Genomic DNA, 19,084 nt, shown 5'->3' with positions numbered 1-19,084 from the left:
GAGAGATCAATTTTGGAGCTTTGGATAGGTCGTGATTTGACGAAGTTTTGCAACTATACTATCGATATCAGGATTCGGCACTAGTCCGGCATAATAATAGTTTAGAAATTCGTTACTTTGTTGTGATAAAAATGTTGTTATGCGAATATTAGTGGTAGGAATAGTTTTGGTGTTATGTATGATTTCCTGGGGTTCTCATGCCCAGTCGACCAGAGACTCCAAAGCAACTCCAGCACCTTCACAAGAGCAGTTTTCGAAAAAGAAACAAGCAGCCAAAAAAGCCTTTAGAAAAAAGGAAGATCAGGCACTCGTCGAGTACGAGCAGTTGATGAAGGACAATAAAAAGAAGTACAAGAAACAGGCCCGACAGATGAAAAAACCGCAATACTCCGATCCGAGCTATTTCGGTCACAAAAGGCCACCAAAGAAAAGAAAGAAAGGCAAACGGAAGTTTTGCAAAGAATGCGGAATCGTCCATTGACTTAAAGAATCCACCTGTAGTAATGAGTGAAAATATTGGTAAATCCATCATAGTAAGAGGGAAAGTACAAGGCGTGTTTTATAGAGCGTCAACCTTAGAAAAAGCGGAAGATTTAGGGCTAAAGGGTTGGGTTAAGAATCTGCCAGATGGTACGGTGCAACTAGAAGTTCATGGAGGGCTGCCAGAGGTTACGGAGCTTCATATCTGGTGCAGTACAGGTTCGGAGTTTTCTGAGGTGAAAGAAGTGGATGCAGTAGATATCCCTTTCAATCCTGACCTGAAAGATTTTAGGATTACTTATTAAGCAGCCTTCTTCTTTTTGGCTTTTCTGTTCTTTTTCTGAAGAACAACCACCTTTTTAACTCCTTTTCTTGTTACGATTTTGATTTCAAAGTGCTCGTTGATGATCGCTTTGACGGAGTTTCTAATGAATACCAAGTTCCTTTTTCCTTCATTGAAAACGGTCAACTGCAGGATTGCTTTTACGAAATTAGGATTGTTGGTTAGATCATCTACCCAAGCCAAAAATGTCTCTGACCATTCCTTTGCGTATTTTTCTTCCTGACTGCCCCCGTCCCAAATGATCTCGAGCTGGTTGTCAGAATTCTTGTAGCGATAGGTCACGCATAGGTTGTCATATATGCCTTTGACTTCATCTACATTGTTGTAAGGATAGTCGAGGATTTTTTGAAAAGTATCATCTACTAGCCCTAGTGGGTTGAAGAGGGTTCTGTACTTCTCAATGGTTCTTTTTACAAAAAGTTCTGCCAATTCAGAAAAGTGTACTTCCTGAGCAGCCTTAAGGATGATGTTTTTGTCCTTGTCAAAACTCTGTTGTAATAGCTCGTCTGTAATAATATAGTACACTAGCAGAATGTAATTTTTGAAAGCCCAAAAATATATACACTGATCACTAATTAAAAGTTAAGACCTCGTTAATTTCTTCTGATAAAGTTAACTCTTGGATAATCCAAACCTTGCGAAATCTCAGTTGACTCTCTGTAATATTGCGTTTGAAAGCAAATAGCTAATAATATGCTGCAGGCAGAGTATATTTAGTGCTAAAATTGCAACTTCAACAAACAAACTATTTACAACTATTCAAAAATCATGAGAAAAACACTACTACTTATTTTATGTTTATCGTCCTTGACGGCCTGGGCTCAAACGGGCAGTATCAAAGGTACGGTAATCGACAAAGAATCTAGTGAGCCTTTGATTGGGGCTACAGTTACAATCCAGGGTACCAGTGTGGGTGCCGTAGCAGATGTGCAGGGGAATTTTACTTTTAATGACCTTGATTATGGTACTTATACCGTAGTATTCAAATTCGTTGGATATGGAGAAGAAAAGAGGACGATTGATCTAAAAAGCGCTTTAGTAACTCTTGATCCTGTTGAGTTGTCAGAATCATCTATTGGCCTTGAAGAGGTTATGGTATTAGCTTCTGTAGCAGAAGATAGGAAAACCCCAGTAGCTGTATCTGTAGTTAAAAAGGATGTTATATTAGAAAGAGCTAGTAATCAAGAGTTTCCTGAGCTTTTGAAATCAACTCCTGGTGTCTATGCCACTAAGCAAGGAGGAGGTTACGGAGATTCAAGAATCAACTTAAGAGGGTTCAATTCTGAAAATGTTGCTGTTCTTATCAATGGTGTTCCTGTCAATGATATGGAGAATGGTCGTGTATATTGGTCCAACTGGGCTGGTTTGACAGATGTAACTACAATGATGCAGGTTCAAAGAGGACTTGGTGCTTCTAAGGTAGCCGTTCCCTCTATTGGTGGAACCATAAATATTCTAACAAACAGTACAGATGTCGAAAAAGGAGGAAATGTTTTTTATGGAATAGGTAATGACAATTATCAGAAAGCTTCCTTTTATGTTTCAACAGGTTTGACTGACAATGGTTGGGCAGTATCACTTTCTGGTGCTAAAATCACTGGTGATGGTTATGTAGATGGTACTGAGTTTCAAGGATACAACTATTTCTTTAATGTTTCAAAGGTGATCAATGAAAAGCACTCATTGTCCTTGACTGGATTTGGTGCTCCTCAGCGTCATGGGCAAAGACAGAATACTCATAGCTTACAGACGTTCAAAAATGAGGGATTGAAGTATAATACAGATTATGGCTATCTAGATGGCGAGGTATTACATGCGGAGGATAATTTCTATCACAAGCCTCAGTTTTCATTGAATCACTACTGGACAATCAATGAAAGAATGGATTTATCTACTGCTTTTTATGTGTCTACCGGAACCGGTGGAGGTGGAGGAACCGCGGGTAACTCTATGGCTAGAACATCTGAGGGGTTGTATGATTTTGAGACCGTTAGAGAGTTAAATGTAGAAAATAATGAAACTGGTTCTGGAGCTTTGTCCTATCTGAGAGCTTCTAGAAATGATCATAGATGGTATGGTGTCTTAAGTACTTTAAATGATCAGATCAGTGATAACCTTACAATTCAGGGAGGTTTGGATTTGAGATATTATAAAGGTATCCATTTTTCAGAGGTGACCAATTTGTTAGGGGCAGATTTTGCTGAGGATGATAATGATATCAATAATCCAAATAGAAGACTTCAGGTTGGTGATAAGAGAGATTATTACAACGATGGTATTGTACTTTGGGAAGGAGTTTTTGGTCAAGCAGAGTATACTGTGAATGATCTTTCTGCATTTGTCAATATTGCTGTGTCAAACACAAGTTATAAGAGAATTGATTATTATCAATATGTACCAGGTGAACAAGAGACTGATTTTCAAAACTTCTTAGGTTATCAAGCTAAGGGTGGTTTGAATTATAATTTGAGCCAAAAACACAATGTGTTTGTGAATGGAGGATATTTTACCAAGGCCCCAATTTTTGATGCTGTATTCCAGGATTTTCAGAATATCATCAATGAAGATGTAGAAATGCAGAAAATCTTGAGTGCTGAGGTTGGGTATGGTTTTAGAACATCCAAATTAAGCGCGAATTTGAATGTTTACTGGACTAACTGGAGAGACAGAACTTTAATTGAATCTATTTCCGATTCTACTTTTGCCAACTTGCAGGGAGTAAACGCAATCCACCAAGGTGTTGAATTAGATTTTCAATACAGACCAATCAGACAAGTTACATTAACGGGTATGGTTTCACTTGGAGACTGGACATGGCAAAACGATTTGACCGATGTGAATGTTTATGATGAGGATAGAAATTTGGTAGGTACTTATAACTATTATATTTCTGGTCTGAAAGTAGGAAACTCCGCTCAAACAACAGCTGCTTTAGGTGCTAGAATAGAAGTTTTAAAAGGATTCAAAGTGGGTGCGAATTTGAACTACTATGCCAACAACTATGCAGACTTTGAACCAACAGATATCACCTCACCAGAACTTAAAACCCAGTCTTGGGAAATTCCTGAATATTTCAATTTAGACTTGAATGCTAACTATACTTTCCAGATTGGTGAGATAGAAAGTATTCTTTATGGAAACGTAAATAATGCTCTTGATGCTGAATATGTGACAGATGCAAGAAGTGGTGGAATTAATGATGTCTATATGGGAACTGGACGTCAGTGGACATTAGGAATGAGAATTAAATTTTAATCCAGAAAGAATTTAGACATGAAGTTTTTAAAATATATTAATATTCTTTTTATCTCAGCCGTGATAGCGATGGGATGTGAACCTCTGGAAGAAGTCTACGATGAACTCGAAGAAAAGGAACTAGAGGAAGGAAGTGACCAAACTTTCATTTATACACTTACCAGTGATGATTATGCCACAGTTGCAGGAATAGCACTTGCAATGGAAACAAAGGAAGATTCTGCAGCAGCTGATTTTATCGAATCCAATGAAGCGTTTAGCCCTGATTATGAGGCCAAAAAATATCTTCCGACTTTCGTAGATGGCGCTTTCGCTTTTCATGGTAAAGGAACAGCTGTAAAAGTTAATTACAACTTGTTTACAGGAGATTCTGAAGCTTTTTCTGCTTATTTGACAGCTCCCAAATTCGAACTTGAGCAGGCGGACTATGAGTCTTATAGTGCTGAGTCAGGTAAGTTTGGATTCTTTGATAGTTCGGTTGATGCGGATAAGTTTTTGACAGAATGGTTGTTGACCAAAGTTCAAGATCCAGTTGAAGGTGATATCGTAAGCACAACTTATGATCGAATTGATCAGCGTTATAGCGAGCTGTCGGGAGAAGAAGTTTTTAGTGAAGACTTTGAGCTAGAGGAAAATGGTTTAGGTCAATTTACTGCCACAGACCTTTTAGGTGCCCAGGCTTGGGAATGGGATTCATTTAGTGGAGCAACTTGGGCAAAAATGTCTGGATATGCGAGCGGAGCACAGGATAATGATGATTGGTTGATTTCTTCTGAAATTGATCTTTCAGGTGCAACTGGTGATATAAATGTCACTATTACACAGATTTGGAATTACGCTTCTACAGAATGGGGTGAAGAAATTGATATACTTTATTCAACTGACTATGCAGGTGATGTGGCCGCAGCTACCTGGACAAGCGTAGATTTGGATGTAGTTCCTGAAGGTACAGGTTGGAGTGAGTTTGTAGGATCTGCAACACTGCCTGATGTTCAAGGAGGATCTTTATATCTAGGATTTCATTATACATCTTCCACTGCTGTAGGAGCATGTACTTGGGAGATTGTTGATGTGGTAGTAGAAGAAGGTGCAGCACCTGTAATCGATTATGTCAATGGTTTTTATGAATTTGATGGCGAGAAATGGGTGTCAATGGATGATGAAGTCGCTTACCTTGGCAGCAAAGATTATAATATGATGGGAGCTCCGGGTACTTATGACAATTTTAGTTCAAGTACTCCATCTTCTGATTATCTACCTACTTATTTGAGTCAAATGTTCCCATTTGCAGTTGAAGGTGATTCCTATGATGTTGTGTTTAGATACTACAACGGTAGAACGGTTACTCTGGCAGAGGAATATACCTTCACAGGTGGGGCTTGGATGGGTTCTTTTTATGAGGAGCAAGTAGAGCAGTATAAACATGACGGAACGTCATTTGTTTTTGATCCGTCGGTTGTTTTCACCATGACTAGTTCTGATTATCAAATCATTGTTGATGAGGTAGCTAAAACGCATCCTGATTTGGTGGATGGTTTTGGTACTGGAGAGTTCTACTACGGTGCAGGAGCCTATTATTCGAATTTTGATATCCGATTAGATAAGAGAACAACAGGAGATTTTGCACAAGCCGAATATGCAGAACTATCTGCAGATGATGGGAAGGCATTGATTATTGAAAGAATGGCCGAAGGTATACAGCTGCTATTGGAGAAGAAGTTTTCTGATGCTACTATGGTAAGTGGTGTAGACGTTTATTATACCGTGAAATGCGCTACCTATGATGGTTCTGATGCTAATTGGCAAACTGTCTTTATACTGATTGGTACAGGCGAATTTGAATTGTTCGAAGCACCAGTGATAATTGAGTAATAGAAATAATATAATATATAGAAAAGACTGTCCTCAAGGCAGTCTTTTCTTGTTTTAGCATATGAAACAATTAACAACATTATTGGTAGCCCTATTCTTTACTTTATCTGTTGGAGCACAAAATATTCCTTCGGGGTATTATGATGGAACAGACGGGTTGTCTGGTCAGGAGCTGAAAGTCAAGCTTCATCAAATCATACGTGGACATAAGGTTAGGACCTACGGTGAGTTTAGAGATACCATTTTGCCTACTTTGGATGAGGATCCTGATAACAGCGATAACATCATATTATTTTACAAAAACGCCTCTATTCCTAAAGCAAATTTTGCTTCGAATAATCAGCCTGATTACTGGAATAGAGAACATACCTGGGCCAAATCTCATGGGTTTCCGGATTTGGCTGATACGGCCTATACTGATGTGCACAATTTGAGACCTTCTGATGCTTCTGTTAATACTTCTAAAAGCAATAAGGATTTTAATGTAGTAGATCACACTGTAGCAAATGAAGAAGGGGAGGCACCGGATACTTATACCAATGGTGACTTTTGGGAACCAAGGGATGAAATCAAGGGAGATGTGGCTAGAATATTATTTTACATGTCTACAAGATACGAGAGTGATTTTCTAGATCTTGAGTTAGTCGATCGAATTTCCTATTCTGGTGATCCAGAATTTGGTGTTTTGTATACCATGCTTCAGTGGCATGAGAATGATCCAGTGGATCAGTATGAAATAGATAGACATGAGGGAGCGTATGGTTTTCAGGAAAATAGAAACCCATTTATCGATCATCCGGAATGGGTTGGAGAAATATGGGGGGTAAGTAGCAATCCAATATTATTGATAGATCACTTGTCTTTTAACCCTGATTTTGGAGCAGTTGAGCTGGGTAGCTCAGCCTCACAGCAGTATCAAATCAATTCTTACAACATTTCTGAATCGATAAACATCACTACAGGGTCACCTTTTTCTTTGTCTTCTGATGGTGTGGATTATTCGCAGAATTTGACTTTAACTAACACCACAGCCAATGAAGTCCATTCTGTCTGGATCAAATTTGAACCTTCAGCAGTTGATCAAAACGCATCAGTAAACATTGATCACTCAACTGGCAGTTTTATGACAGGTTTTAGCGTCTCTGGTAGAGAGGGTCAAGTCGAAGTGATCTCAATTGCCGATGCGAGAACAAAAGTGCTAGGTGAGGTAGTAAGTGTAACGGGTGTAGTAATCGATGCTGGGAATAACAGCGGGAATAGTCGAGTAATATATGATGGAACGGCTGGTATTGTTGTGAGGAGTTTTGATGTAGGGCACGAATCTGCAAATTTCTCTCAAGGGGATAGTATTTTGGTCAAGGGTGGGCTATCTGAGTATGGCGAGGCACTCCAAATTGAAGAATCTCCAATTACCATTGAATTGCTGAAATCAAATGCGCAGTTACCTGCTCCTAAATATTTGACCATAAGTGAAGTAGGAGAAAAATATGAGTCTCAATTGGTAACTATCGAGAATGTTTCTTTTGCAGATGTTGGGTCTACATTTGCTGGAGGAGGGACTTCAGGTAATTTCACAATTAGTGATGGGACAGGTGAAATGGTGTTCCGTATTGGGTCAGATTCTCATCCATTAGTAGGGACTGAAGTGCCTTCAGGTTATTTCGAGGTAACGGGTTTTATAGGTCAGTTTTTCGAGGATTATCAATTGTCAGTGAGAGATGCAGATGATTTGGTGCTGACAAGTGAATATCCTTCGGAAGTCAGTTTGATCACCATATCTGAAGCTCGCAATCGTCCTGAAGGAAGTGTTGTGATGGTCAAGGGTATAGTCATTGGTGGTGAAACTAATAACCCACATAACCGCTTGCTATATGATGGGACAGCTGGAATTGTAATAAGAAGCGAGGAAGTAGGGAATCTATCTTCCGAATTACAAGCCGGTGACAGTGTTGAAGTGATAGGTGGCCTATTGAATTATAATGGGTTATTAGAGATTGAGGAAAGTCCGGTTTCTATTTCACTATTGTCCTCAGGAAATGAATTGCCTTCACCTCAAGAAACTACCCTGGATCAAATTGGAGAAGAGCTTGAATCTGAAAGAATTCAGTTGACTAATCTGTCTTTTGTCGAAACAGGAACCTTCGCTAAAGGGGAATATACGCTTCAGGCAGGTGAAACTCAAATGACATTTACCGTTGGATTGGAGGATCATGATCTGGTCGGAACCAACATTCCTCTAGGGAGTTTTGATTTGATTGGGTATGTAGGTGAGACGGCCAATGGATATCATATCATGGTTCAAACAAAGGATGATATATTCAATATCGAACAAGTGTTATCCTCTGAAAATAAAGCTTTAAAAACTCTGATTTACCCCAACCCGACTCAGGGGAATATTCAATTGAAGTTGGGAGCAGTGGATACTGCTGGTTGGAAGATGTCTTTAGTTGATGTAAGTGGAAAATATGTTTTTCATTCTATAGCGTTCAGGAATGAATTGAACCTTTCAGATTTACGTCCAGGGATTTACTCCTTGATATTGACTTCTAAAGATCAAGTCATCAATAAGAAACTGATTAAACTATAGCTTGATTTCATTAGCATCAAAAAAGAGGCTGTCTCAAAAGTCTTTCTTTGTCATGTTGAGCCAAGTCGAAACATTAATTACACCTTTCTAAGGTACATTTCGACTAAGCTCAATGTGACAAACTCTATTTTTTGAACCTTTTGAGACAGCCTCTTTTTTATTCACGATGATTTACACCCAATCCACGCCCTTTTTCAGAAGAGAAAGTGTTTTCTCTTCCTTAGAACCAGGAGCTACTTCATAATTGTACTCCCAGTTAGCTTGTGGGGGTAGACTCATCAGTATCGATTCTGTTCGTCCATCGGTGTCCAGACCGAACTTAGTTCCTTTGTCGAGCACTAGATTGAATTCGACATATCTGCCACGCCTCAAGTATTGCCATTGCTTTTCATTTTCTCCATATTCGATATCCTTGTTTTTGGACATGAAATGAGTGTAAGTAGGGGCGAATAATTGTCCTACGTCTTTCACGAATTCCCAACGTTGCTCCATTGAGATCTCAGGAGTTGCGCTAAGTCTATCGAAGAATATGCCACCTATCCCTCTTGTTTCATTTCGATGCTTGATGTAGAAGTAATCATCAGCCCAATTTTTAAACTCAGGATAGTAGGAACCATGGTGGGCATCGCAAACTGACTTGATCTGAGAATGAAAGTATTGGGCATCTTCGTCATCCACATAATGTGGTGTCAGATCTATACCACCACCGAACCAGCTGATGCCATTGCTCATCTCAAAATAGCGCACATTCATATGAATGACAGGAACCATAGGAGATTGTGGATGCATCACTATAGATACGCCTGTGGCGTAAAAATCGGCTTTGTCTATTTTTAGAGCCTGAAGGATTTTGTCAGGAGTAGGGCCACTCACAGCAGAAAAATTAACCCCACCTTTTTCGATGATATTGCCACCTCTGATGATTCGTGTTCGTCCTCCACCTCCTTGTGGTCTTTGCCATAGGTCTTCTTCGAATTTGCCCTTTTCATCGGTTTTTTCGATTTCTTGACAGATGTTGTCCTGAAGGGATTTGAACCAGTTTTCTATAGTTTCTTTATTCATGATCTTAATTAAAATGGGTAGCCAATACCAATGTTCCAAATCAGTCGATTGTATCCTTCATAATCAGGTAAGTCAAATACTGAAGAACGATTGTTATCTGAAAACCTGGAAGTACTTGCAGGGTCGATAAGTTTCCAGGCGGCATCTAGTCTTAGTATCAAAAAAGAGAAATCAACACGGACTCCATAGCCACCTCCGACTGCAATTTCGGATAAAAAGTCTGATTCGAAATTTGCCCCAGGTCTGTCGTCTGATTCATTGAATGTCCAGCTATTACCCGCATCTATGAAGAAGGCGCCATGAATAGGCCCAAACAATTGATGCCTAAATTCAGCACTTAGTTCTAAGATGATTTCTGCCGGCTGCTCAAAATTGTTGCTGTAATTCCCCGCGCTATCCAGTGGGAGGTAGGTACCTGGCCCTAAACGTCTCGGTTCCCATGCACGAATGCTGTTACTACCACCTGCAAAAAAGAATTTTTCATAAGGTAGCGTCTTGTTATCTCCGTAGGGAATGGCCACACCTGCATGCGCTCTATATGCAAGGGTGATGATGGAGTTGACTGGAAGGGTTTGCCTAAAATCAACGTCGAGTTTGGCAAATTTGAAAAACTCCAGTTTGTTGTCACTGTCAATATCAGTATAGGGAAAGCTCTGGATAAAGTTTCCGCCAGTTTCTATTTGGTAGCGCAAAAAAGACGCCCTAGAAGTCTTGTTTCCATATTCATTGATATTGTAAATGGCGGTAAGGGAACTACCACTAATGAAAGAGGGCTCAAACGAACGGATAAGGTTGTTTCCTTGTGCTTCTAGATTTTCTAGTAATTCGCGATAAGCCGGGTCTGTAATGTCAGAATTGATATAGTTGACATCTATCATATTGACGGTATAGCTTCTTCGCTTGTTATAATTTTGCCAGGTATAGGCCCATACGGCATTGATGTTGTTACGTAGATACTCAGTCCTTGAATTGAAGTTGAGACCAAATAGGATTTTAGTTTTGGGGTTGAATCTACCCAGATTTGATTTGATGTTTTTGCCCAGTGGCATTACAAACTGAGGAAAGGTAAGTGATAGGTTGGCCCCATAGTCCAAACTGGAATAGGGGTTACCAGTTTCTGTTGCACCTGTCAGACCTTCGAATCCTACACGCCCACTCAATTCTGCCACTTCTAGTCCTTTGAAAATATTTCTGTTCTTGACTGACATGTTTAGAAAAGGTCCTGGAAGACCTTGACTCACACTTAGTCCAGCTTCTGTAGAGGTTTGGTATTTCTTCAGGGGACTTGTAAAGACATTGGCAATGAATTGCCCCCCAGTTGTGTCATAGTTTACATTGATGAATTTGAAAATATCCATGTTGGAGAGCTGTTTTTGAGTCTCCAGGGTGTTGGCTTTGCTATAAAGGCTATCTGGTTGTAGGAATAGGCGCCAATCCAATATTTTCTCGTTGTACCTACGTTGGTGAAACTGGTAGGTGACTCCATTGTATGTTTTGTGAGATCGCTTCTGAGACAGTCCCGTAATATCCGCATCCGTATTGAAAATAACTGAGTCCAATCTAAAGATCTTATGACTGTCCCTGTCAGGAGGATTGTTCACTACGATTCCAACCATTACCTTTCTATCGCCTAGAGTTGTGGTATCAACTCTAAAACCAATCAGTTTACGATTAAAATCATAATAGCCATTATTCAACATGATGTCGTTGATACGCTCTCTTTCTTTTGAGATGATGTCCTGGTCATAGTTTTCGCCTTTGATCAGCAAAGAATTGGCATCTTCTTTTTGAAGTATCTTCAGGACTAAAGAATCGGGTGCACGATAGAAAATAGAGTCTAGAAGATAGGCCTCTTTTCGATCAATGGTATAGGTGGAAGTGACCAGCTTTATGGTCTCTTCGGTATCTCTGCTCACCTCAGCATTAAAGTATCCCTTGGCGTGTAGGTACTTCTCTATTTTTTCAACTGTCTCGTTTTCTAGTGCCGTGTCATAGATAGCGAGTGGCTCACCGAGTCTCATGGCTTGGTTGCCTTCTTTTAGGTTCTTGTTTTGCTTGTTGATCTTTTTAGCCAGCTTCTGCTTGAGTTTTCTTTCACGATTTTCCCTGTCTTTTTCCTGAGCCCTGGCAATTTTCTTGTTATACTTTTTTCTAAGCTTTATTTTTTTGTTTTCATATTTAGATGAATCATAGGATTTCTTTCCTAGTTGATAGAGATCGACATAGGGAGACCATGGGATGAAAAGAATTTTTTCGTTCGGCTCATAAGCATACAAGGACTCGATTTCTTCTTTGTTCAGTTTTTGAGCACCTTCCAGATTTTGGTCCACGAGTAACTTTTGATCCCCTTTGAGGTATCTGCGCCCCATACATGAGTCCAGACCTCCCCACAGGGAAAGTAAAAGAGCGACCCTAATTACAGAGCGCATAGCTATATGAATCCTTGGATTTATGATGTGAGTACAGAATTTAGATCACTAGATTTAATGGAATTAATATCTCATATGTCTATCATCAAGAAACTGTGTAAGTTTGGCACCTGTACCTAACGCAATGTTACAATTCGCATGATCTCAAACAAAGAGTCAAAATTCATTAAATCCCTACAATTAAAAAAATTTAGGAAACTTGAAAACAAGTTCTTGGTTGAAGGTGCAAAAAATGTGCTGGAATTATTGAAATCAGACCTCAAGATTGATCAATTATTCGGGACAGAAGCATTTTTAAATCAATATTCTTCAGATACCCACTCTTACGACTTTCGAGAGGTGACTGAAAGGGAACTTTCGAAGGTCGGTAGCCTCACCACTAACAATGCCGCTTTGGCTGTAGTTGAGATACCTGATGTGGAAAAACCTGATTTGCAGCAATCCCTATTGGGGTTTGATCGAGTCAAAGATCCAGGCAATTTGGGAACGATCATTCGCATTGCTGATTGGTATGGCTTTCGTCATATCATTTGCTCGTCCGATTCTGTAGATTGTTACAATCCTAAGGTAGTTTCTGCTACCATGGGCTCTTTTGCACGCGTTCGTGTCATATATGACGATCTTTCTGATTGGATCGCTCAATTTCCAAATAGCTATGGAGCCACTCTTAATGGTGGAGATATTCATCAAGTTAAATTTGAGGAGCCGGCATTTTTGGTTTTTGGGAATGAATCGACCGGTATAAGCGAAGACCTGATTGACCAGTTGGGACAAGAGGTGAAAATTCCCGCCTACGGAGGTGCAGAATCTTTGAATGTAGCGGTGTCTACTGCCGTTTTTTGTGATAATTTTAAGAGATCACTGAAAGGCCAATAATTATGTCCAAGGGTAATGTTTTGATTACAGGAGTATCGACGGGTATCGGTTTTTATGCTACTCGTAGATTTATTGCTGAGGGCTATACTGTATATGGCAGTGTCCGAAAAAAGGAGGATGCTGAAAGGTTGGAAGCCAAATTTGGTGAGGCCTATCGCCCTTTGATTTTTGATGTGACGGACGAAGAGATGGTCCAACAAGCCGCTCGCGTAGTAGAAAGTGAAATTGCAGACGAGGGTTTACAATTGTTGGTCAATAATTCAGGGATGGCAGTCACTGGCCCATCTCAATGCTTGAGCACAGCGGATTTTAGGAAGCAATTTGAGGTCAATTTTCTTGGTTTAGTATCTGTTACGAATGCTTTTCTTCCCCTTTTGGGAGCAAAAGAAAATAGTTCGCTGCCTCCCGGTAAAATCATCAACATTAGTTCTGTCGCAGCTAAAAGCGGCATGCCATACATGACGCCATATGGTAGTTCTAAAGCAGCTGTTGATGCTTATTCTGAGGGGTTAAGGCGTGAATTGATGTTGTTCGGGATAGATGTAGTGGTTTTCAATCCGGGCCCGATCAAGACACCCATATGGGATAAGGTCGAAGAGCCTGAAGCATCCATGAAAGAATCTCCATACGGCCCATCCTTACTTCGCTTTTTGGATTTGTCCAAAAGAGAAGCTGCTAAAGCCATACCTGTAGAAGAGTTTTGCGATCAGCTTTTTGAAGTATTCCAAAAGAAAAAAGCTAAGACCTTTTATTTGGTGATTCGGGACAAGTGGACCAAATTTATCATTCCGAGATTGCTGTTTTCTGATCGAGCCATGGATCGACTAATGTTCAAAGTTTTAAAAATGAAAAGATGAGTCACATTGCAATAATAGAACAGTTTTATGGCGCTTTTGCCAATAAGGATTTGCCAAAGATGATAGATTGCTATCACCCTGATGTAGAATTTCAAGATCCTGTTTTTGGTCTTCTCGATTACGAGCACACATGTGCGATGTGGGATATGTTGATCAAAGCAGGTGCCGATTTGGAAATATACTTTGACAATGTACAGTCAGAGGGGGATAAAGGATCCGTAGAGTGGGGAGCCATCTATACCTTCTCTAAAACCGGCCGAAAAGTCCATAATCGCATAAAAGCCAACCTGCAATTCGCAGATGGTAAAATCATAAAGCACACTGACCAATTCGACTTATGGAGGTGGACTCAAATGGCTTTTGGTCCCATAGGATTCGTGATGGGATGGACGCCTTTTTTTAAGAGTAAACTGCGTGCACAGGTTCGAAGATCCTTGCTTTCCTTTATGAAGAAAAACCAAGCTTAGTTCACCTCTGCTTGTGGTTCTGATTGATCGACCAGTCCTATCTCCCCATTTTTAGAAAGTAATATTGCCAGGGCTTTAGTTTCATTAAATTGACTGAAAATAATAATGAAAGTAGCCGTAATAGGGACTGACAGGAGCATGCCGGTGACACCCCATATGAATCCCCATAGTGTTAATCCAATCAAAACAACCATCGGACTGATGTTGAGGCGGTTCCCCATGATTCGGGGCTCGATAAGGTTACCCACTAGAAGTTGAATGGCTCCCACACTAGTTAGTACCCACGCAAATTCATGAAAACCTCCAAATTGTACAATGGCAAATAGTGAAGGAAAGGCTGTAGCTATAATTGACCCCACTGTAGGAATGAAATTGAAGAGGAAAATAAGAAAAGCCCACAACCCAGCCAATTCTACTCCGATTATGAGCAAGACAAAATAGCTTAATACACCCGTGATGAAACTTGTGAATATTTTGACGGATAGATATTTGTCGAAAAGCAAAGTGATGGCTGCACCTACTTTATGGATGTTGCTTCCTTGAGGAGTGGTTTCCAACACCTTTTTAATTTTCTTTCCAAATAGGCTTTCTTCCATCAAAATAAAGACCACATATACCAAGACCATGATAGACTTTCCTATGGCCCCAGCGAAAGATCCTGCATAGGAGATGATTTCATTTTTGTATTGATCAAATAGAATGGAAAAGCTTTTCTCCAGATCGTCAATTCCTAAAGCCGATTCTATCTGTCTCAGCAGCGCCTTGATGTTATCACTATGCCTGGGTAGTTCTATCGCAAGTTTTTGAATGTTAGAAGAAATGATTTGAGTAATCAGGTAGATGATGAGAAAGATCACCACGGTGCTGGATATTGTAATCAGCCATTTGGGTGGGGCCACTTTTCCCCATTTTAATTTGGCAATCGAATCTCTTAACTTCTTGATTAGATACCAGATCAGAATGGCAATAACCAGAGATTTAAGAAAGTTTTCAAAGTACAAAAGTGAGGCAAGAACCGCAATGGTAATTAGTATCCAGTTGCTAATGCTGCTCAGGTGGTTGTTGGTAGAATTCATAGTGATCTAACGCATTTTACTTCTTTTGACCAGATAGGCCGATAATACATCATCAAAACCATTTTTAATATCGCAATCAACAAAATCGATTTTTAATTGTGAGCATTTCAGTTTCAATTCCTGAACGAAACTTTGCATTTGCTTTTGGTATTGATCCTTTACTTCCGATGGACTTAGTTTCACGATGGTTCCTGATTCTAGATCCTGAAATTTGTAAGGACGGTCCTCAAAGTTGAATTCTCGCTCGGTTTCACTGTCATTGATGTGAAAGACCAAAACTTCATGTTTGTTGTGCTTCAAGTGCTGAAGTGCGGCAAACACTTCGTCAGAATTGTCCGAACTGTGAAGCATGTCTGAGAAGAGAATCACCAGGGAACGTCTCGCAATTTTGTCTGCGATTTCATGCAGTACCTCTGGAACGGCTGTTGCCTGGTGTTCCGGTTTTTGATCAAATAGATTTTGAAACAACCCAAACAAATGGTGTAAATGAGAGGAGGTGGACCTTACTTCTGACTGGTGCGTAATTTGCTCGTCAAAAGTAAAAACGCCTACTGCATCACGTTGTTTGTGAAGGAGATAGGCCAAAGCTGCAGCAGCCATTACTGCAAATCTTATTTTGCCAAAAGAATCTGCGGGGTAGTACATGGAAGAAGAAGTGTCCAAAACCAGGTGACATCTTAGGTTGGTTTCTTCTTCGAATTTTTTAGTGTAAAGCCTATCAGTTTTGGCGTAGACTTTCCAGTCAATGTTTCTGGTACTTTCTCCGTAGTTGTAAAGACTGTGCTCAGCAAACTCAACAGAAAACCCATGGTATGGAGATTTGTGCAGTCCAGTCACGAATCCTTCCACCATTTGTTTAGCCAAAAGCTCAATGTTGGCAGACTCCTTTATCGTGTTGATATCTAGTTTGAGTTTCAAAGCAGAGAAATGTTAATGTATTAGCAAATTAAAAACTAATTAGTAATTTGATTTAAAAATTTCGAATTTGATAAAATAGGATAGGTTTTAATGTCGCAACCAAAGGTTATTCCAATGATTTTATATTCTGTCTTACATATTGGATTTGTTGGAAAAATTCTCGTATATTGGGTGTTTTAGTGAAACTAACTCAACTATCAATCCGACTTGTCGGCAACCAAAACGAACTGAAAAGTGGAAGATAATAAAGACAATGAAAGAACTGAGATTTTCTCAGAGAGAGTAAGGGCAGGGAAACGAACCTACTTTTTTGATGTAAAGGCGACCAGGTCAAATGACTATTATTTAACCATTACGGAAAGCAAAAGACGCTACAAGGATGACGGTTTTTTCTACGAAAAACATAAGATATTCCTTTACAAAGAAGATTTTAACAAATTCGTAAAAGCACTGAATGAGTCCATCGGTTATGTGAAAGACGAATTAATGCCAGATGTGGATTTTGAGGCATTTGACAATGAAGATGAAGATGCCAGAGACAATGCTTCACATGGGGTAGCCGCCAGCGCTAATAGCGAGCTCAACTGGGATTAATTTAATCTTTTGAAAGAAACTGAAAAGCTCTTGGATACCACCGAGGGCTTTTTTTATTTTAACTTATGATCAATCGCACACTTTTGACCCTGGTGGTCATACTGGGACTTTTTATTTTTGGAGCCTGGCTATTCATGGACATCTTTATGTATGTCTGTATTTCTATTGTATTGGCTACAATCCTCCGTCCTCTTACCAATTTTATCAGTCGTACCTATGTGTTTCAAGTTAAAGTCCCCAGAATTCTGGCCATTCTGTTCTCATTTGGTACTGTACTGGGCGTGCTTAGTTTGTTCATGTTGCTTTTTATTCCGCTGATTGTAGAGCAGGTCAATGTAATATCTACCATTAGTTTTGATGAGGTTTACAAACACCTGTCCCAGCCAGTTGTCAAAGCAGAAGATTTTTTGATAGAATATGGATTGGTCAATGAAGAAGATCATAGCTTGACTAAAACGATAAGGACCTCAACTATTGAGCTGGTTCGAGATATCAATTTTCAGAAAATCCTGAACAATGTGGTTTCTTTAACGGGAGGTGTTTTTGTTACTTTAATGGCTTTAGGATTCATTACGTTTTTCCTCTTGTTAGAGAATGGTATCATCAGTCGACTGTTGATTTCGGTAGTACCTAACCAGTATTTTGAACTTTTTATCACTGCTATTCACAAAATAGAACATTTGCTTTCTAATTACCTCATCGGCTTATTGTTGCAGATGTTGGCCATATTTTCCATTGCCGGTATAGGGTTGTCCATTTTTGGCGTCAATTATGCGCTTACCATCGCAGTGTTTGCTGCTTTGGCCAATTTGATTCCCTATCTTGGGCCTTTATTGGGGTCAGTATTTGGGATTTTGGTAGGGATCTCGACCAGCGGGCATTTTGCTATTGATGATGTGACGTTGATTCTGATCGTAAAGATCGTTTCGGTTTTTGCCGCGGTTCAGGTGACTGACAATGTGGTTTTGCAGCCTATGATTTTTTCTAAAAGTGTGAAAGCCCATCCATTAGAGATATTTGTTGTTATCTTTGCGGCCGCTACATTAGCGGGGATTCCTGGTATGATTGCAGCCATTCCTGTTTATACGATTATTCGTGTTTCGGTCATGGAGATCAGAAATGGATTCAACAGTTATCAAGTTTTTCAAGCATCAAAAAATTAAAGTAAATGGGGTTGAAATGTGGGATCGTAGGCTTGCCAAACGTAGGTAAATCTACACTCTTCAATGCGCTATCCAATGCCAAGGCTGAAGCAGCCAATTTTCCATTTTGTACGATAGAGCCCAATGTCGGAGTTATTACAGTTCCTGACGAGCGCTTAAAAATATTACAGGAATTAGTTAATCCACAGAAGGTATTGCCTACTGTGATCGAGTTCGTTGACATAGCCGGATTGGTAAAAGGTGCCAGCAAAGGCGAGGGTTTGGGGAATAAATTTCTCGCAAACATTAGAGAAGTTGACGCGATCGTTCACGTGACCCGTTGCTTCAATGACGATAATATCGTGCATGTGGATGGTAAGGTAGACCCTGTTTCTGACAAGGAAGTAATCGACACAGAGCTTCAATTGAAGGATTTGGAATCAATTGAGAAGCAGATTCAGAAAAACGAAAGAGCTGCAAAGTCTGGTGATGCCAAGTTGAAAACTTTGGTGGCCATTCTGACAGAGTATAAGGAGTTGCTGGAGTCAGGTAAGAATGCTCGTGAGCTGGAACTGACCGAAGAAAGAAAAGAAGCAGTAGGGCCACTACAGCTTCTCACAATCAAGCCAGTAATCTACGTGGCTAATGTGGAAGAATCAGCTATCCTGACTGGAAATGAGCATGTAGAGAAATTGAAAGCTGCTGTAGCCAATGAAGGAGCTATGGTAGTGATGGTGAGTGCGGCTATTGAGTCTCAGATTGCAGAATTCGAAGAGCCAGAAGAAAAAGAAATGTTTCTCGATGAGTACGGGTTGAAAGAATCGGGCTTGGACAAGTTGATTCGTTCTGCTTATGAACTTTTAGACCTCATTACTTATTTCACCGCTGGTGTCACAGAGGTGAGGGCATGGACGATCAAAAAGGGATGGAAAGCTCCTCAGGCTGCAGGTGTGATTCATACAGATTTTGAAAAGGGCTTCATCAAAGCGGAGGTGATCAAAATACCTGACTACCAAAAATACAAGACCGAAAACGGCTGTAAAGAAGCAGGTAAGTTATCAATTGAAGGAAAAGAGTATGTAGTGCAGGATGGAGATGTTATGCACTTTAGATTCAATGTCTAATC

At 39.9% G+C, this 19,084-nt stretch carries 16 protein-coding genes; 11 read left to right on the top strand and 5 right to left on the bottom strand.

All coding sequences use genetic code 11. The features are described from left to right. Positions 1 to 139 precede the first annotated feature (139 nt). Entirely contained in the window at positions 140 to 481 is a 342-nt protein-coding gene (locus tag N7U62_RS09605; RefSeq protein ID WP_264137749.1) for a hypothetical protein, read from the top strand. A gap of 22 nt (positions 482 to 503) precedes the next feature. After that, positions 504 to 785: an acylphosphatase gene (locus N7U62_RS09600; protein WP_264137748.1), complete on the top strand. Its 282-nt coding sequence runs from the start codon at positions 504 to 506 to the stop codon at positions 783 to 785. Here the strand turns inward: N7U62_RS09600 and N7U62_RS09595 are convergent. Next, on the bottom strand, positions 782 to 1,348 hold the full coding sequence (locus tag N7U62_RS09595) for a hypothetical protein (RefSeq protein WP_264137747.1): 567 nt from the start codon (positions 1,346 to 1,348) through the stop codon (positions 782 to 784). The two genes, N7U62_RS09600 and N7U62_RS09595, sit on opposite strands and share 4 nt — an antisense overlap. A gap of 243 nt (positions 1,349 to 1,591) precedes the next feature. Between N7U62_RS09595 and N7U62_RS09590 the strand changes: the two genes are divergently transcribed. From N7U62_RS09590 to N7U62_RS09580, 3 genes are all read left to right on the top strand, one after another. Continuing rightward, the gene (locus N7U62_RS09590; protein ID WP_264137746.1) at positions 1,592 to 4,078 is read left to right on the top strand and encodes a TonB-dependent receptor; all 2,487 of its coding nucleotides are present in this window, start codon (positions 1,592 to 1,594) and stop codon (positions 4,076 to 4,078) included. An 18-nt stretch (positions 4,079 to 4,096) separates the two neighbouring features. Continuing rightward, complete coding sequence (locus tag N7U62_RS09585; RefSeq protein ID WP_264137745.1) at positions 4,097 to 5,950, top strand: choice-of-anchor J domain-containing protein; 1,854 nt, start codon at positions 4,097 to 4,099, stop codon at positions 5,948 to 5,950. Positions 5,951 to 6,011: 61 nt separating this feature from the next. Then, the gene (locus N7U62_RS09580) at positions 6,012 to 8,537 is read left to right on the top strand and encodes an endonuclease (protein WP_264137744.1); all 2,526 of its coding nucleotides are present in this window, start codon (positions 6,012 to 6,014) and stop codon (positions 8,535 to 8,537) included. 171 nt (positions 8,538 to 8,708) lie between these two features. Here N7U62_RS09580 and hemF read toward each other — a convergent pair whose 3' ends face one another. Both hemF and tamL read right to left on the bottom strand, forming a co-directional pair. Then, positions 8,709 to 9,599: an oxygen-dependent coproporphyrinogen oxidase gene (gene hemF / locus N7U62_RS09575; RefSeq protein WP_264137743.1), complete on the bottom strand. Its 891-nt coding sequence runs from the start codon at positions 9,597 to 9,599 to the stop codon at positions 8,709 to 8,711. Positions 9,600 to 9,607: 8 nt separating this feature from the next. Beyond that, positions 9,608 to 12,028 carry a translocation and assembly module lipoprotein TamL gene (tamL, locus tag N7U62_RS09570; protein WP_264137742.1) on the bottom strand — a complete coding sequence of 807 codons (2,421 nt, stop codon included), beginning with the start codon at positions 12,026 to 12,028 and terminating at the stop codon, positions 9,608 to 9,610. A 138-nt stretch (positions 12,029 to 12,166) separates the two neighbouring features. Here tamL and N7U62_RS09565 point away from each other — a divergent pair, with 138 nt between their 5' ends. From N7U62_RS09565 to N7U62_RS09555, 3 genes are read left to right on the top strand one after another with little or no spacing between them, the layout of a single operon-like run. Beyond that, positions 12,167 to 12,904, top strand: coding sequence for a TrmH family RNA methyltransferase (locus tag N7U62_RS09565; protein WP_404818018.1), 738 nt, complete (start codon positions 12,167 to 12,169; stop codon positions 12,902 to 12,904). A 2-nt stretch (positions 12,905 to 12,906) separates the two neighbouring features. Next, on the top strand, positions 12,907 to 13,761 hold the full coding sequence (locus N7U62_RS09560; RefSeq protein WP_264137740.1) for an SDR family NAD(P)-dependent oxidoreductase: 855 nt from the start codon (positions 12,907 to 12,909) through the stop codon (positions 13,759 to 13,761). Beyond that, positions 13,758 to 14,228, top strand: coding sequence for a nuclear transport factor 2 family protein (locus N7U62_RS09555; protein WP_264137739.1), 471 nt, complete (start codon positions 13,758 to 13,760; stop codon positions 14,226 to 14,228). Before N7U62_RS09560 ends, N7U62_RS09555 begins: the two co-directional genes overlap by 4 nt. Here the strand turns inward: N7U62_RS09555 and N7U62_RS09550 are convergent. Next, complete coding sequence (locus N7U62_RS09550) at positions 14,225 to 15,304, bottom strand: AI-2E family transporter (protein WP_264137738.1); 1,080 nt, start codon at positions 15,302 to 15,304, stop codon at positions 14,225 to 14,227. The genes N7U62_RS09555 and N7U62_RS09550 overlap by 4 nt on opposite strands. Before the next feature lie 6 nt (positions 15,305 to 15,310). Next, positions 15,311 to 16,222 (bottom strand): DUF58 domain-containing protein, encoded by a 912-nt coding sequence (locus N7U62_RS09545; protein WP_264137737.1) that lies wholly within the window; start codon positions 16,220 to 16,222, stop codon positions 15,311 to 15,313. A gap of 234 nt (positions 16,223 to 16,456) precedes the next feature. Between N7U62_RS09545 and N7U62_RS09540 the strand changes: the two genes are divergently transcribed. The 3 genes from N7U62_RS09540 (at position 16,457) to ychF (ending at position 19,082) form a co-directional block, all read left to right on the top strand. Continuing rightward, a complete protein-coding gene (locus N7U62_RS09540; RefSeq protein ID WP_264137736.1) occupies positions 16,457 to 16,816 on the top strand; it encodes a DUF3276 family protein in 360 nt (119 codons plus the stop codon). A 65-nt stretch (positions 16,817 to 16,881) separates the two neighbouring features. Beyond that, on the top strand, positions 16,882 to 17,979 hold the full coding sequence (locus tag N7U62_RS09535; protein ID WP_264137735.1) for an AI-2E family transporter: 1,098 nt from the start codon (positions 16,882 to 16,884) through the stop codon (positions 17,977 to 17,979). 5 nt (positions 17,980 to 17,984) lie between these two features. Then, on the top strand, positions 17,985 to 19,082 hold the full coding sequence (gene ychF, locus N7U62_RS09530) for a redox-regulated ATPase YchF (RefSeq protein WP_264137734.1): 1,098 nt from the start codon (positions 17,985 to 17,987) through the stop codon (positions 19,080 to 19,082). The last annotated feature ends 2 nt before the right edge of the window (positions 19,083 to 19,084 follow it).

Source organism: Reichenbachiella ulvae (assembly GCF_025833875.1).
GTDB lineage: Bacteria > Bacteroidota > Bacteroidia > Cytophagales > Cyclobacteriaceae > Reichenbachiella > Reichenbachiella ulvae.
Note: the sequence above shows the minus strand (reverse complement) of the source record. Positions and strands in the feature narration are given on the sequence as shown.

Coding starts and splice junctions, on each gene's coding strand:
- N7U62_RS09590 (WP_264137746.1), top strand. CDS start 1,592: ATGAGAAAAACACTACTACTTATTTTATGTTTATCGTCCTTGACGGCC.
- N7U62_RS09560 (WP_264137740.1), top strand. CDS start 12,907: ATGTCCAAGGGTAATGTTTTGATTACAGGAGTATCGACGGGTATCGGT.
- ychF (WP_264137734.1), top strand. CDS start 17,985: ATGGGGTTGAAATGTGGGATCGTAGGCTTGCCAAACGTAGGTAAATCT.
- N7U62_RS09580 (WP_264137744.1), top strand. CDS start 6,012: ATGAAACAATTAACAACATTATTGGTAGCCCTATTCTTTACTTTATCT.
- tamL (WP_264137742.1), bottom strand. CDS start 12,028: ATGCGCTCTGTAATTAGGGTCGCTCTTTTACTTTCCCTGTGGGGAGGT.
- hemF (WP_264137743.1), bottom strand. CDS start 9,599: ATGAATAAAGAAACTATAGAAAACTGGTTCAAATCCCTTCAGGACAAC.
- N7U62_RS09565 (WP_404818018.1), top strand. CDS start 12,167: ATGATCTCAAACAAAGAGTCAAAATTCATTAAATCCCTACAATTAAAA.
- N7U62_RS09605 (WP_264137749.1), top strand. CDS start 140: ATGCGAATATTAGTGGTAGGAATAGTTTTGGTGTTATGTATGATTTCC.
- N7U62_RS09585 (WP_264137745.1), top strand. CDS start 4,097: ATGAAGTTTTTAAAATATATTAATATTCTTTTTATCTCAGCCGTGATA.
- N7U62_RS09550 (WP_264137738.1), bottom strand. CDS start 15,304: ATGAATTCTACCAACAACCACCTGAGCAGCATTAGCAACTGGATACTA.
- N7U62_RS09535 (WP_264137735.1), top strand. CDS start 16,882: ATGATCAATCGCACACTTTTGACCCTGGTGGTCATACTGGGACTTTTT.
- N7U62_RS09555 (WP_264137739.1), top strand. CDS start 13,758: ATGAGTCACATTGCAATAATAGAACAGTTTTATGGCGCTTTTGCCAAT.
- N7U62_RS09600 (WP_264137748.1), top strand. CDS start 504: ATGAGTGAAAATATTGGTAAATCCATCATAGTAAGAGGGAAAGTACAA.